General features: G+C 62.7%; 11 protein-coding genes. 5 read left to right on the forward strand and 6 right to left on the reverse strand.

The features are described 5' to 3' along the window. Nucleotides 1–165: 165 nt before the first annotated feature. Together FJ974_RS00560 and FJ974_RS00565 are read left to right on the forward strand one after the other, a co-directional pair. Nucleotides 166–840 (forward strand): amino acid ABC transporter permease, encoded by a 675-nt coding sequence (locus tag FJ974_RS00560; RefSeq protein ID WP_140539006.1) that lies wholly within the window; start codon nt 166–168, stop codon nt 838–840. A 40-nt stretch (nt 841–880) separates the two neighbouring features. Continuing rightward, nucleotides 881–2,164: a cysteine desulfurase-like protein gene (locus FJ974_RS00565; protein WP_140539007.1), complete on the forward strand. Its 1,284-nt coding sequence runs from the start codon at nt 881–883 to the stop codon at nt 2,162–2,164. 261 nt (nt 2,165–2,425) lie between these two features. Here the strand turns inward: FJ974_RS00565 and FJ974_RS00570 are convergent, their stop codons facing one another. Genes FJ974_RS00570 through FJ974_RS00590 form a run of 5 tightly spaced genes read right to left on the reverse strand, consistent with a single transcriptional unit; the run spans nt 2,426 to nt 7,676 of the window. Next, nucleotides 2,426–3,253 carry a dipeptide ABC transporter ATP-binding protein gene (locus tag FJ974_RS00570; protein ID WP_140539008.1) on the reverse strand — a complete coding sequence of 276 codons (828 nt, stop codon included), beginning with the start codon at nt 3,251–3,253 and terminating at the stop codon, nt 2,426–2,428. 13 nt (nt 3,254–3,266) lie between these two features. Beyond that, entirely contained in the window at nt 3,267–4,118 is an 852-nt protein-coding gene (locus FJ974_RS00575; protein ID WP_140539009.1) for an ABC transporter ATP-binding protein, read from the reverse strand. Next, a complete protein-coding gene (locus tag FJ974_RS00580; protein ID WP_140539010.1) occupies nt 4,118–5,026 on the reverse strand; it encodes an ABC transporter permease subunit in 909 nt (302 codons plus the stop codon). The genes FJ974_RS00575 and FJ974_RS00580 overlap by 1 nt, the downstream gene beginning before the upstream one ends. Then, nucleotides 5,026–6,033, reverse strand: a complete 1,008-nt coding sequence (locus tag FJ974_RS00585; protein ID WP_140539011.1) for an ABC transporter permease — start codon at nt 6,031–6,033, stop codon at nt 5,026–5,028. The genes FJ974_RS00580 and FJ974_RS00585 overlap by 1 nt, the downstream gene beginning before the upstream one ends. 44 nt (nt 6,034–6,077) lie before the next feature. Then, the gene (locus FJ974_RS00590; RefSeq protein ID WP_140539012.1) at nt 6,078–7,676 is read right to left on the reverse strand and encodes an ABC transporter substrate-binding protein; all 1,599 of its coding nucleotides are present in this window, start codon (nt 7,674–7,676) and stop codon (nt 6,078–6,080) included. Nucleotides 7,677–8,152: 476 nt separating this feature from the next. On the opposite strand from FJ974_RS00590, the gene FJ974_RS00595 reads away from it, so the two are divergent. From FJ974_RS00595 to FJ974_RS00605, 3 genes are all read left to right on the forward strand, one after another. Further along, nucleotides 8,153–10,123: a long-chain-fatty-acid--CoA ligase gene (locus FJ974_RS00595; RefSeq protein ID WP_140539013.1), complete on the forward strand. Its 1,971-nt coding sequence runs from the start codon at nt 8,153–8,155 to the stop codon at nt 10,121–10,123. Between the two features lie 71 nt (nt 10,124–10,194). Continuing rightward, nucleotides 10,195–10,836, forward strand: coding sequence for a class I SAM-dependent methyltransferase (locus FJ974_RS00600; protein WP_140539034.1), 642 nt, complete (start codon nt 10,195–10,197; stop codon nt 10,834–10,836). Between the two features lie 188 nt (nt 10,837–11,024). Beyond that, nucleotides 11,025–12,116 (forward strand): hypothetical protein, encoded by a 1,092-nt coding sequence (locus FJ974_RS00605; RefSeq protein ID WP_140539014.1) that lies wholly within the window; start codon nt 11,025–11,027, stop codon nt 12,114–12,116. A 31-nt stretch (nt 12,117–12,147) separates the two neighbouring features. On the opposite strand, the gene FJ974_RS00610 is transcribed toward FJ974_RS00605, so the two are convergent. Then, nucleotides 12,148–12,870 carry an HAD family hydrolase gene (locus tag FJ974_RS00610; RefSeq protein ID WP_140539015.1) on the reverse strand — a complete coding sequence of 241 codons (723 nt, stop codon included), beginning with the start codon at nt 12,868–12,870 and terminating at the stop codon, nt 12,148–12,150. Nucleotide 12,871 lies beyond the last annotated feature (1 nt).

Genomic DNA, 12,871 nt, shown 5'->3' on the forward strand with positions numbered 1-12,871 from the left:
CGGCGCGATCCTGGCAGTGCCGCACGCCCGCGGAGCGTGGCAGCGGCGCGGCCTTCTCCCTGCATAAACCTCCCGGAGAGGGCTGGCGGGCGCGGCGAAACTGCTTTCGGCGGCCCAGGTCCTGCTCTAGCGTCACTGGACGCCAAACGGTTCGGGAACGCTCCCATGTCGCTGATCGACACTTTCTTCAATCCCGACGTTATTGCGTCCAGCCTGCCGGCGCTGCTGCGCGGCTTCCTCAACACGCTGCTGCTCGGAATGATGAGCATTGTCATCGGCATCGCCGCGGGGCTGGCGATCAGCCTGGTGCGGCTTTACGCCGTGAAGCCGCTGCGGCTGCTCGCAATCGGCTATACCGATATTTTCCGCGCCCTGCCGGTGCTGGTGGTGTTGATCCTGATCTATTACGCACTGCCCTTCCTCGGCATACGCCTGTCGTCCTGGGCTTCCGCCGTGACGGCGTTCGCCATCATCATGTCGGCCTATTCGGCCGAGGTGTTTCGCTCCGGCATAGAAAGCATTCCGAAGGGTCAGTTCGAGGCGGCGCAGGCGCTCGGCCTGCCGTTCCTTTTGACCTTGCGCAAGGTGGTGCTGCCGCAGGCGATCCGCGTGGTCATCCCGCCGATGACCAGCAATTGCGTCTCGATGTTCAAGGACACGTCGCTCGCCTCCACGGTGGCGCTGCCCGAGCTCTTGAAGGAAGCGACCAACGCGCAGTCGCTCTATGCCAACCCCTCGCCGCTGATCGGCGCGGCGCTCGTCTATTTGATCTTCCTATGGCCGATGGTGCGGCTCGTCAGCCTGCTCGAAGCCCGCTTCCAGACCGAGAAGACGCGCTGACCTCACCGCCCCATCCAAGTCCTTCGCAGGAGCACGCCCCGTGAACAAGCATCAGACCGACAATACCAACGCCGCCGCATTCCCCATCGAAAAAATCCGCGCCATGTTCCCGGCGCTGCAGCGCGCGGGCGATTTCATCTTCATGGACAATGCCGCCGGCGCGCAGATCCCGCAAAGCGTGCTCGACGCGGTGACCAATCATCTGGTGCTGCACAATGTGCAGCGCGGCGGGCGTTATGGCCGCAGCGTCACCGTCGACCAGTCGGTCGCCGACGCCCGGGCAAGCGTGGCGCTACTGATCAACGCCTACAACCCGGCGGAAATCTGCTTCGGCATGAACGCCACCTCGTTCATCCGCCTGGTCAGCCTCGGCATCGGCCAGTTGCTTGCCAGACAGCCCGAGCGCGACGAGATCGTCATCACCGACATGGACCACGACGCCAACATCGCCACATGGCTGGCGCTGGAATCCGCCGGCGCCAGGTTCAAATGGTGGCGCATGCGCGAGGACGGCAATCTGCATGTCGACGACCTCAAACCGCTGGTGTCGGAGCGAACACGGCTCGTCGCCTGCACGGTGACGGCGCACTCGATCGGCTCGATTGTCGATGTCGCCTCGGTGGCGAAGATAGCGCATGCCGCCGGCGCCGAAGTGTTCCTCGACTGCGTGCATTACGGACCGCACGGCCTGATCGACGTGCAGGCCTGGGATTGCGACTATCTCGTCTGCTCCGGCTACAAGAATTTCTCGCCGCATATGGGTTTTCTGTGGGGCCGCTTCGACACGCTGAAGCGGCTGCCGACCTTCCGCGAGGATTTCATCCCCGACGAGCCGCCCTACAAGGTGGAGGCCGGCACCTTCATCTATGAGAATGTCTCCGGCATGGATGCGGCCGTGCAGTATCTGGAGCTGATCGGCCGCAATCTTGCGCCGTCCAACAACCGCTCGCGGCGCGAAAACATCGTCGCCGGCATGGGCGCCATCCGCGACTATGAGCTGATGCTGGCGCGCGAGATGCTTGCGCTGCTGAAGGATTGCGGCGCAACAATCTATGGCGTCGCCGACGAAGCCCGGCTCGCCGAGCGCGTGCCGACCTTCTGCTTCAACATCGGCAAGCTGTCGCCGCAGAAAATCGTCGAGGAAATGGCCGAGATGCAGATCGGCATCCGCGACGGTCATATGTATGCGCCGCGGCTGATGAAGCGCCTCAACCTGTCGATGGACAGCGGCGCCATCCGCGCCTCGCTGGTCCACTACAATACGGTCGAGGAAATCCACAAGTTCGGCGAGGCGCTGCGGGCGATTATTGCCAGGCTGTCGTGATCTAACGACCTTTGGTGAGAGCCTCATCGGAGCGGCTACCCTGCGTCGTCATCCACGGGCGGAGCAAGGAGCGAAGCGACGCGGCGCAGACCCGAGGATCCATTCCGTGACGACAACGCGTTGCAGCGGTGCAGAATTCTGCTCCGCTGCACCTCTCGGCCAAGGTAACGGAATGGATCCTAGGGTCTGCGCGACGCTTCGCGTCGCTCCGCCCTAGGATGACGATCTCCGGGCTTACCACCCCGGGCTACAGCACTGAGCCTAAGCCGCCTTCTTCTTTGCCAGCCTTGCCTTGATGCTCGCCACGTCCGCGCGCGGCGTCGCGGCGAATAGCGTCCTGGTGTAGCTGTGCTTGGGGTCCGAGAAGACCTCGTCGCGCGGACCGTATTCGACGGCTTCGCCGAAATACATCACCATCACGTCGTCGGCGATGTAGCGCACCACCGAGAGGTCGTGGCTGATGAAGACATAGGTCAGATGGAACTCGTCCTGCAGGTCGGCAAGCAGGTTGAGCACCTGCGCCTGCACCGAAAGGTCGAGCGCGGAGACCGGCTCGTCCAGCACAAGCAGGCTCGGGTTCAGCATCAGCGCGCGGGCGATGGCGATGCGCTGGCGCTGGCCACCGGAGAACATGTGCGGGTAGCGGTTGTAGTGCTCCGGTCCGAGGCCGACCTTCTTCAGCATCTTCATGGCGAGGTCGCTCCGTTCCTCGGCCGGCTTGTCGGTGTTGATGAGCAGCGGCTCGCCCAGCACATCGCCGATCTTCTGGCGTGGGTTGAGCGACCCGTACGGGTTCTGGAAGACGATCTGCACCTTGCGGCGCATCTCCTTCGTCAGTCCGTCCCTGGCGATATCGACCTTGTTGCCGTCGATGAAGAGGTCGCCGGATGTCGCCGGATCGATCAGCGTGATGATGCGGGCAAGCGTGGACTTGCCGCAGCCCGATTCGCCGACGATGGCCAGCGTCTTGCCTTTCTCGACGCTGAAGGAGACGCCCTTCACCGCATGCACGGTGCGGGCACCGCGAAACAGACCGCCGCCGACATGGTAGTCGCGTTTGATGTTCCTGCCTTCGACGACCTTGGTCATGCCGCGGCTCCGGTCATGTACCAGCTCCCTGGGGCGCGGCCTCGAACATCATGTCGGAGACGGTCGGCAAGCGGTCGCCGACGGCGTTCTCGGGCAATGCCGAGAGCAGCGCGCGCGTATAGTTGCTCTTCGGGTTCTCGAACAGCGACAGCACGTCGGCCTCTTCCATCTTGCGGCCCTTGTACTGGACGATGACGCGGTCGGCGGTTTCGGCGACGACGCCCATATTGTGGGTGATCATGATCAGGCCCATGCCGTATTTGGCCTGCAGCGAAACCAGCAGATCGAGGATCTGCTTCTGGATGGTGACATCAAGGGCAGTCGTCGGCTCGTCCGCGATCAACAGCTTCGGATTGCAGGCAATGGCGATGGCGATCATGACGCGCTGGCACTGGCCGCCCGACATCTGGTGCGGGAAGGATTCCAGCCGCTGTTCCGGCTCAGCGATGCCGACCTGCTTAAGCAGTTCGATGGCCCGCGCCCGGCGCTGGACACGATCCATGCCCATGTGGAAGCGCAGCACCTCTTCGATCTGGAAGCCGACGGTGAAGCAGGGATTGAGGCTGGCCATCGGTTCCTGGAAGATCATCGACATGTCCTTGCCGACGATCTTGCGCCGTTCGGCGGAGCTCAACTTCAGGAGATCGCGGCCGGCGAAGTCCATCCGGTCGGCGGTCACCGTCGCCGTCCACGGCAGAAGACCCATCACCGCCAGCATCGACACCGACTTGCCGGAGCCGGATTCGCCGACAATGGCCAAGACTTCGCGCTCGTCGACATGGAGCGAGACGCCGTCGACGGCGCGGAACGGACCCGACGCGGTCTGAAATTCGACGACGAGATTGCGGATGTCGAGCAGCGCCATCACGATCTCCTGAGCTTCGGATCGAGCGCATCGCGCAGGCCGTCGCCGATCAGATTGATGGCGAGCACGGTGATCAGGATGGCGAGGCCGGGGAAGGTCACCACCCACCAGGCGCGCAGGATGAATTCACGCGCCGAGGCAAGCATGGTGCCCCATTCGGGCGTCGGCGGCTGCGCGCCAAGGCCGAGGAAGCCGAGGGCGGCGGCCTCGAGGATGGCGTTGGAGAAGGACAGCGTTCCCTGCACGATCAGCGGCGCCAGGCAATTCGGCAGGATCGTGCGAAGCATCAGCCTGAGATGGCCGGCGCCGGCGACCTTGGCGGCGACGACATATTCGCGGCTCTTCTCGGCCATCACGGCGGCGCGCACAAGACGCGCGAAATGCGGCTGCAGCACCAGCGAGATCGCCAGCATCGCATTGAACAGGCCCGGCCCAAGGATGGTAACCAGCACCAGCGCCAGAAGCAGCGACGGGAAGGCGAGAATCAGGTCCATGACGCGCATGATCGCGACGTCGACCCAGCCACGGAAATAGCCGGCAAGCAGGCCGAGGGTGATGCCGCCCGTGAGAGCCAGCGTGACCACGACCGCACCGATGAGCAGCGAGAAACGGGCGCCATAGAGCAGGCGCGAGAGGATATCGCGGCCGACCGCGTCGGTGCCGAGGATGAATTCGGAACTGCCGCCGGTCTGCCAGGCCGGAGGTCTCAGGAACGCGGTCTTGTCCTGCACGTCGGGCGCGTAAGGCGCCAGCAACGGTGCAAAGAGCGCCGCCAGCACCAGCAGGATGAAGACGAAAAGGCCGATGACCGCGCCGCGGTTGACCGAGAAATAATGCCAGAAGGTCCTGAGGCCGGTGAGGCGGTCCGGACTGCCGGCCGCCATCGGGGCGATTTCGGTCTGGCTCATCACGCGGCCCGGATGCGCGGGTTGATGACGGCGTAGAGCACGTCGACGATGAGGTTCACGGCCATGACGATGAGGGCGATCAAAAGCAGACCTGACTGCACGACGACATAGTCGCGCTTGAAGATGGAATCGACCATCCACTTGCCGATGCCCGGCCAGGCGAAGATGGTTTCGGTGAGGATGGCGCCGGCCAGCAGCGTGCCGACCTGCAGGCCGATGGTGGTGACCACCGGGATCAGCGCATTGCGCAGGGCATGCACGCCGATGACGCGGGCCGATGAAAGGCCCTTGGCGCGGGCGGTGCGGACATAGTCCTCGCCAAGCACCTCAAGCATGGCCGAGCGGGTCTGGCGTGCGATCACCGCCAGCGGAATGGTGCCGAGCGCGATCGCCGGCAGGACGAGATGGCTGAGCGCCGAGCGCAACGCATCCCATTTGCCGTAGAGGATGCAGTCGATGGTCATGAAGCCGGTGATCGGCTTGAAGAAGAATTGCAGGCCGATGCGGCCCGACACAGGCGTCCAGCCGAGAAAGCCGGAAAAGAAGATGATAAGCAGCAGGCCCCACCAGAAGATCGGCATGGAATAGCCGACGAGCGCGGTGCCCATCAGCGACTGGTCGAACCATGAGCCGCGCTTGACGGCCGCGAAGATACCGGCCGGGATACCGAGCACCATGGCAAAGATCATGGCGAAGAAGGACAGTTCCAGCGTCGCCGGGAAGAGCGTCTTGAACTCTTCCATCACCGGGCGCTTTGATGAGATGGAAACGCCGAAATCGCCGGTGGCGACCTCGCCGACATAGCGGGCATATTGGTGCCAGATCGGCAAATTGTAGCCGAACTGCTCCTTGAGCTCTTCATAGCGCGCGGGAGTGACGCCGTGCTCGCCGGCCATGGCCAAGATAGGATCGCCGGGCAGCAGCCTGACGAAGGCGAAGGCGCAGATGGTGATGCCGACCAGCGTCGGGATCAGAAGTGCGATTTTGTTGAGAAGGTATCTGAGCATCGTAGAATGGGGCGGCGCATGATTGCGCCGCCCCGTTCGCAATCTTATTCGGCTTTGTCAACGCCGTCGAAGCGATGAATGCCGAGCGGGTCCATCATGAAGCCGCTGACATTCTTGCGAACGACCGCATAGACCTGGCTGTGGGCCAGCAGGAAGGCAGGCGCCTGCTTGGCGAAAATCACCTGCGCCTGCTGGTAGAGCTTGGTGCGCTCGCCCTGGTCGCTGGTCTTCTTGGCCTTCTGGATCAGGTCCTCAAAGTCCTTGTCACACCAGCTGGAGTAGTTCGAGACGCCAATGGCGGAGCAGGCGAAGAGGGTGGCGAAGAAGTTGTCCGGATCGCCGTTGTCACCGGTCCAGCCGATCTGGAACGCACCCGGACGGTCCTTCTTCTTGCCTTCCTCGCGATACTTGGTCCACTCGTAGTTGACGATGTTGGCCTTGACGCCGACCTTGGCCCAGTCGGCCTGGATCAGTTCGGCGGCGCGCTGGAAGTTCGGGTTGTAAGGACGAACGCGATCGGCGGCCCAGAGCTGGATCTCCTTCAGCCCGGCATCGGCCAGCACCTTCTTGGCCGCTTCCGGGTTATAGGCGTCGGTCTTCACGTCCTTGTCCCACGACCACATGGTCGGCGGGATGAGATTTTGGGCAGGCGTCGCGCCGGCGTCCTGGAACAGCGACTTGATCAAGGCTTCCCGGTCGATCGCCTGGTTGAGCGCATGGCGAACCTCCGGCTTGTCGAGCGGCGGGATCGTCGTGTTGTAGCTCATGTAACCGATGTTGAGGCCGGCCTGGTCCATCAGGGTCACGTCCTGATTGGCCTTGATGGTGGCGATGTCGGCCGGGTTCGGATAGGGCGCGACGTCGCATTCGCCGGCCAGCACCTTCTGGATGCGGGCGGTCGCGTCCGGCGTGATGGCGAAAACGAGATCGTCGATCTTTTCCTTGCCCTTGAAATAGTCGGGGTTGGCCGCATAACGGATGACCGCATCAAGCTGGTAATCGACAAACTGGAACGGACCGGTGCCGATCGGCTTGGTCGAGAAGTCGGCCATCTTGCCGTCCTTCTCAAGCTTATCGGCATATTCCTTCGAGACGATCGAGGCGAAGTCCATGCCGAGATTGGCCAGCATCGGCGCGTTCGGCTCGGTCAGCGTCAGCTTGACGGTGAGGTCGTCGACCTTCTCCCACTTGGCGACATATTTCGGCATGTCCATGCCGGTGTAATAGTCCCAGGTCAGGTTCGGCAGATACTTGGCGCCATTCCATGGATTTTGCTTGTTGAACTGGCGGTCGAAGGAGAAGACGACGTCATCGGCATTGAGGTCGCGCGTCGGCTTGAAATAATCGGTGGTCTGGAACTTCACGCCCGGATGCAGGTGGAAAGTATAGACCAGGCCATCGTCCGAGATTTCCCACTTGTCGGCAAGACCGGGCTCGATCTCGGTGCCGCCATGCTTGAACTCGACCAGGCGCGAATAGACGGTGCGCGACGAGGCGTCGAAGTCATTGCCGCCCGTCGTCGTACCCGGATCGAAATTGGCCGGCGACGCTTCCGAGCAATAGACAAGCGTCTTTGCATTGGCCATGCCGCCCAGGACGCTTGCAGCCAGCAACGCGGCTGCAAAAGTCATTGTCTTTTTCATTGAGCACTCCCTGATGTTCTTCCAAGCCCCTCTATCAGGCTCGCGAAGGGCGCATATAAGCACCGTTTTTCGGGCTTTGGAACACCCCGTTTGCGTACCCCACGGGAAGCAGGAAAAGAATCCGATTTTTGCTGGAATAGCGGAAAAAATGAGCACACTTTTTCGCTCACGACATTGTTAACGACTGAATTTTTTTATTGATTGCCCGTCTCACGAAATCGCGCCGCGCAGCCTTCCGGCCGCGGTCCGTCGCCTGCAAAGCCAAGCCCGGGATACGGCCCGATGAAAGGATTTCGACGGCAAATCTTTCCGCCGCTGCCGCCGGGGCAAGGCTTGCACGGCCGCTGATAGAGGCAATACATAGACGGCGCGGCGGATTTCTTGGGAATTCGCGGCCGGCGGCAGCGGAGGGGCGCTTCATAGAAGAGGCGAGCGCGGCACGAGCAGTGAGACCAAAGGCACCAGGGAGGAATTTGGTGGCAAGAGCAGCAAAGACGACGCCTCCGGCGAAGGCGACGGCCAAGACCGCGAAATCCGCTGCCGGCGCAGAGGTGTCCAAGGCAGCGCCGGCCAAGGCCCCGGCTTCGAAGCCGAAGGCTGCTGCGTCCGCCAAGCCAGCTCCGGCAAAGTCTACCAGGACAGGCGTCAAGCCCGGCGCAAAAACCACCAAGCCAGCCACCGCCAAGCCCGCCTCGAAGGCAGTGCGGGCAGCGAGCGCCGCAGAACCTGCCAAACGGCTGCCGAAGGCGATCGCGGCGCTCGCCGCCGGGCTGCCGGACAAGCCGTGGCTGCAGAGCTACCCGAAGAACATGCCGGCCGCGATCGGCGCCCTGCCCTACAATTCCATCGGCGATTTCCTCGTCGGCGCCTGCAAGCAGTTCTCCGGCCAGCCGGCCTTCGTGTGCATGGGCAAGTCGATCACCTATGCCGAGGTCGAGCGGCTTTCGGCGACGTTTGGCGCCTATCTGCAGTCGACGGGGCTGAAGCATGGCGCGCGCGTGGCGCTGATGATGCCCAACGTGCTGCAATATCCGGTGGCGATGATGGCGGTGCTGCGCGCCGGCTTCACGGTGGTCAACGTCAACCCGCTCTACACGCCGCGCGAACTCGAGCATCAGCTCAAGGATTCCGGTGCCGAGGCCATCGTCATCCTCGAAAACTTCGCCGGCACGCTGCAGGCGGTGATCGCCCGGACACCGATCAAGCATGTCGTGGTCGCGGCGATGGGCGACATGCTGGGCGGCCTCAAGGGCACGATCGTCAACCTCGTCGTGCGCCGGATGAAGAAGATGGTGCCGGCCTGGTCGCTGCCCGGCCATGTCCGGTTCAACGCCGCGCTGAAGGCCGGCGCGGCGATCGCCTTCAAGCCGGCGGCGGTTTCGGCCGACGACGTCGCTTTCCTGCAATATACGGGCGGCACGACCGGCATCTCGAAAGGCGCTGTGCTGCTGCACCGCAACGTCTTGTCGAACGTCGCGCAGAATTCGCTGTGGGTGGAGGATGCCTATACGGTCAAGCCGAAGCCGGCGCATCTCAACTTCGTCTGCGCGCTGCCGCTCTACCACATTTTCGCGCTGACGGTGAATGCGCTGATGGGCATGCAGCAAGGCGCCCAGAACGTGCTCATCCCGAACCCGCGCGACATTGCGGGCTTCGTCAAGGAGCTGCGGAAATACCCGATCCACATCTTCCCCGGCCTCAACACCCTGTTCAACGCGCTGCTCAACAATGAGGATTTCCGCAAGCTAGACTTCAGGCCGCTGATCCTGACGCTGGGCGGCGGCATGGCGGTGCAGAAAGGTGTCGCCGAGCGCTGGAAGGCCTTGACCGGCTGCCCGGTGAGCGAAGGCTACGGTCTTTCCGAAACCTCGCCGGTGGCGACCGCCAACAAATTCAGCTCCGCCGATTTCACCGGCACGATCGGCCTGCCGCTGCCCTCGACCGAGATTGCCATCCGCGACGACGACGGCAACAACGTGCCGCTCGGCGAGGTCGGCGAGATCTGCATTCGCGGACCGCAGGTGATGGCCGGCTACTGGAACCGGCCCGACGAGACCGCCAGGGCGATGACCGAGGACGGCTTCTTCAAGTCCGGCGACATGGGCTTCATGGACGAGCGCGGCTACACCAAGATCGTCGATCGCAAGAAGGACATGATCCTAGTCTCCGGTTTCAACGTCTATCCGAACGAACTGGAAGAGGTCGTCGCGCATCACCCCGGCGTGCTCGAAGTGGCGGCGATCGGCGTGCCGGACGAGCATTCGGGCGAAGTACCGAAGCTGTTTGTGGTCAAGAAGGATCCGGCGCTCACCATCGAGACGCTGATGGCCTATTGCCGCGAAAACCTGACCGGCTACAAGCGGCCGAGATTCATCGAGTTCCGCACCGAATTGCCGAAGACGCCGGTCGGCAAGATCCTGCGGCGGGCGCTCAGGGACCAGATTTGAGCAACAATGCTGCCGCCGCAACGCCAGCGCGGCGCAAAGGCTTCGATCCGGCGGAATTCATCAAGGCGAACATGCGGCTTGCGCCGGTGCCGTCGCTGCCGGAAATCCGCCTCTACATGGCGCATCCCGGCAGCGGGCTGAGGCGGCTGCTCGAACCGGACGACGATAGTGGCTTGGACGACCACTTGGCCGAGCCGCAGCCGCCCTACTGGGCCTATGCCTGGGCCGGCGGCGCGGTGCTGGCGCGCTATATCCTCGAACGTCCGTCGATCGTGGCCGGCAAACGCGTGCTCGACCTCGGCGCCGGCTCGGGGCTGGTCGGCATCGCGGCGGCAAAAGCGGGAGCGCGCGCGGTGATCGCAACGGAGATCGACCGCAATGGCGCCGTGGCGCTCCGCCTCAATGCGCAAGCCAATGGGGTCGCCATCCAGATGCGCGACGAGGACCTCACCGAGGGTCCGCCGCCGACGGTCGACCTGGTTCTCGCCGGCGACGTCTTTTACGCGCAGGATGTCGGGCAACGGATGATCCAGTTCCTCGACCGCTGCCTTGCCGCCGGCATCCAGGTGCTGGTCGGCGATCCGGGCCGCGCCTGGCTGCCCAGGCCACGGCTTCGACCGCTTGCCGAATATCAGGTCCCGGATGTCGGCGGCAACGGCGGCGGCGAGCCGAAGCCGAGCGCCGTCTTCGCTTTTATGCCCGACAATCGCTGACGCAATCTCAAAAACCAATTGCTCTCGAGGGCCGATTTCGACCCTTTGCAGCAGGAGTTGCCTGGGCTATTGTGCAGCGACGGATCAAAGGCCGTAAAGCGCTGGACAGATGGCGCATCGCCTTGCCGCACAAACCCCAAACCCCTCGTGTCCGAACCCCATAGCAGCTTTGCGAGCTGCGCCTGAGCTTGATCAACAACACGCCTGCACACATAGACCCAGAACTGTTTTCGAAGTTTCGTGCGCCCAGTCGAGGTTCCGGCAATCCCGAGCCCATGACCAATCCAGTCTGGACATGGGCAGTCGAGCATTGTCTAACCGCTCACTCACTGAACAAGACGTTTCGCGGCCCACGCTCCGAGCATGTAGGGCCATGTTGGAGTTTTGACCGGTTCGGTCGCACCGAGACAGAACTGCCGGACGGCCGCCTCATCAGGATCGGCGGCGAGCATGAAGATTGGTATGACCCGGATTTCTACATCTACAATGATGTGATCGTGACTGATGCGGAGGGTCGCACCGAGATTTTCGGTTACTCGGATAAGGTCTTTCCACCCACCGATTTCCACACGGCAAATCTCGTTGACTCCCGCATATTCATAATCGGGAACCTGTCTTACTCGTTTGTTCGGGCCGACAAGGCGCAAGTGCTCGTACTAGACACGACAAACTATGGCATCGATAGCGTTCACACGACTGGTGAGGCACCGCCATGGCTATACAAGCACTCTGCGGAACTGGTGGAAAATGGTGGCGCGATCCTGGTTCGCGCCGGACTCATCTGTGATCCGCGGTGGCCTGCAGTGATCGAGAACATCGACGATTGGCGCCTCGATCTCCGTCAGAGCCGCTGGGAACGCCTTACGCAGCGACCTTGGCCGCGATTTGTATTCGTTCGAGCTGATCTCGATCCAAATCATCTGAATTGGCTTCGCGGCCTTCTTTCGGATCGCAAATGGGGACGGCCCGAAAACAGAAGCAGCTTTCGAAACGAACGCCTCCGCGATCTCGGCCCCAACCCGCGACTGGATTTGCTCGAAACACTTTACACGCCCAACATACCTCACTCGAAGATGCCGGAAATTGCGGACGAACATCGTGTCCATCGCCTGTGCGTCGAGGGCGTCACCATTCGCTATGTCGAGGGTTGGAACGATGTTCGGCTGACGGTGGAAGGTGTTCTTCAGGAGCGGACCGTCGAGACGATCCGCCTGGACCTGCTGACCAAACTTGAAGCCATTGAGAATGCGAATATCGACTGTACCCGCGTGATGGTCTGATAGGTCGGGAGACGTCCGGTGCCGTTGGTCCTCAGATCGTCTCCTTGACACGCGCCGAAAGGAAATCCGGCAGGTCGGCGACCGAATCCAGGATGACATCGGCGATCGCAGCCAGCGAATCCCGGTTGCCGGTGCCGGAAAGAACACCCACTGCCAGCCCGCAGCCGCCGGCGCGCGCCATTTCGAGATCGTGGCGGTTGTCGCCGACCATGGCGATCTCGGCGGCCTTCAACCCGGTGAGGTCGCAGAAAGCGACAACTGTATCCGGCGCCGGCTTGGAATTGGCCACGGCATCGTAGCCATAGGCGGCATCGAAGAGTTGGGCGACGCCAAGCGTGGCCAGGGTCTTCTCGGCGCCGCTGGTCGAATCATTGGTGGCGACGCCCATCCGGTAGGATCGCTTGTGCAGCAGCCGCAGCGATTCAATGACGCCCGGCAGCGCGACCGCCATGGCCGAGCCTTGCGCCGAGGTGATTTCGTTGAAGCGAGCGACCGCCAGCATCTGGTCTTCGTCGGAAAGGCGCGGGAACCACAGCTCGACGACATCCATGTTGGAGCCGGAAGCAAAGATCGAATCGGGCTTGAAACGCTTGCTGACGAAATCGAAGCCGGCGGCGGCGAGCAGCCGGTCGGCTTTCCAGCGATCGCCTTCGGCGGCATCCATGGCCATGAAATCAGCGATACCGAGCCAGGTCGCGTTGAAGTCGACAAGCGTGCCGTCCTTGTCGAACAGAATTCCCTTGATGCCTGCCAAT

This window comes from Mesorhizobium sp. B1-1-8 (assembly GCF_006442795.2).
Classification (GTDB): domain Bacteria; phylum Pseudomonadota; class Alphaproteobacteria; order Rhizobiales; family Rhizobiaceae; genus Mesorhizobium.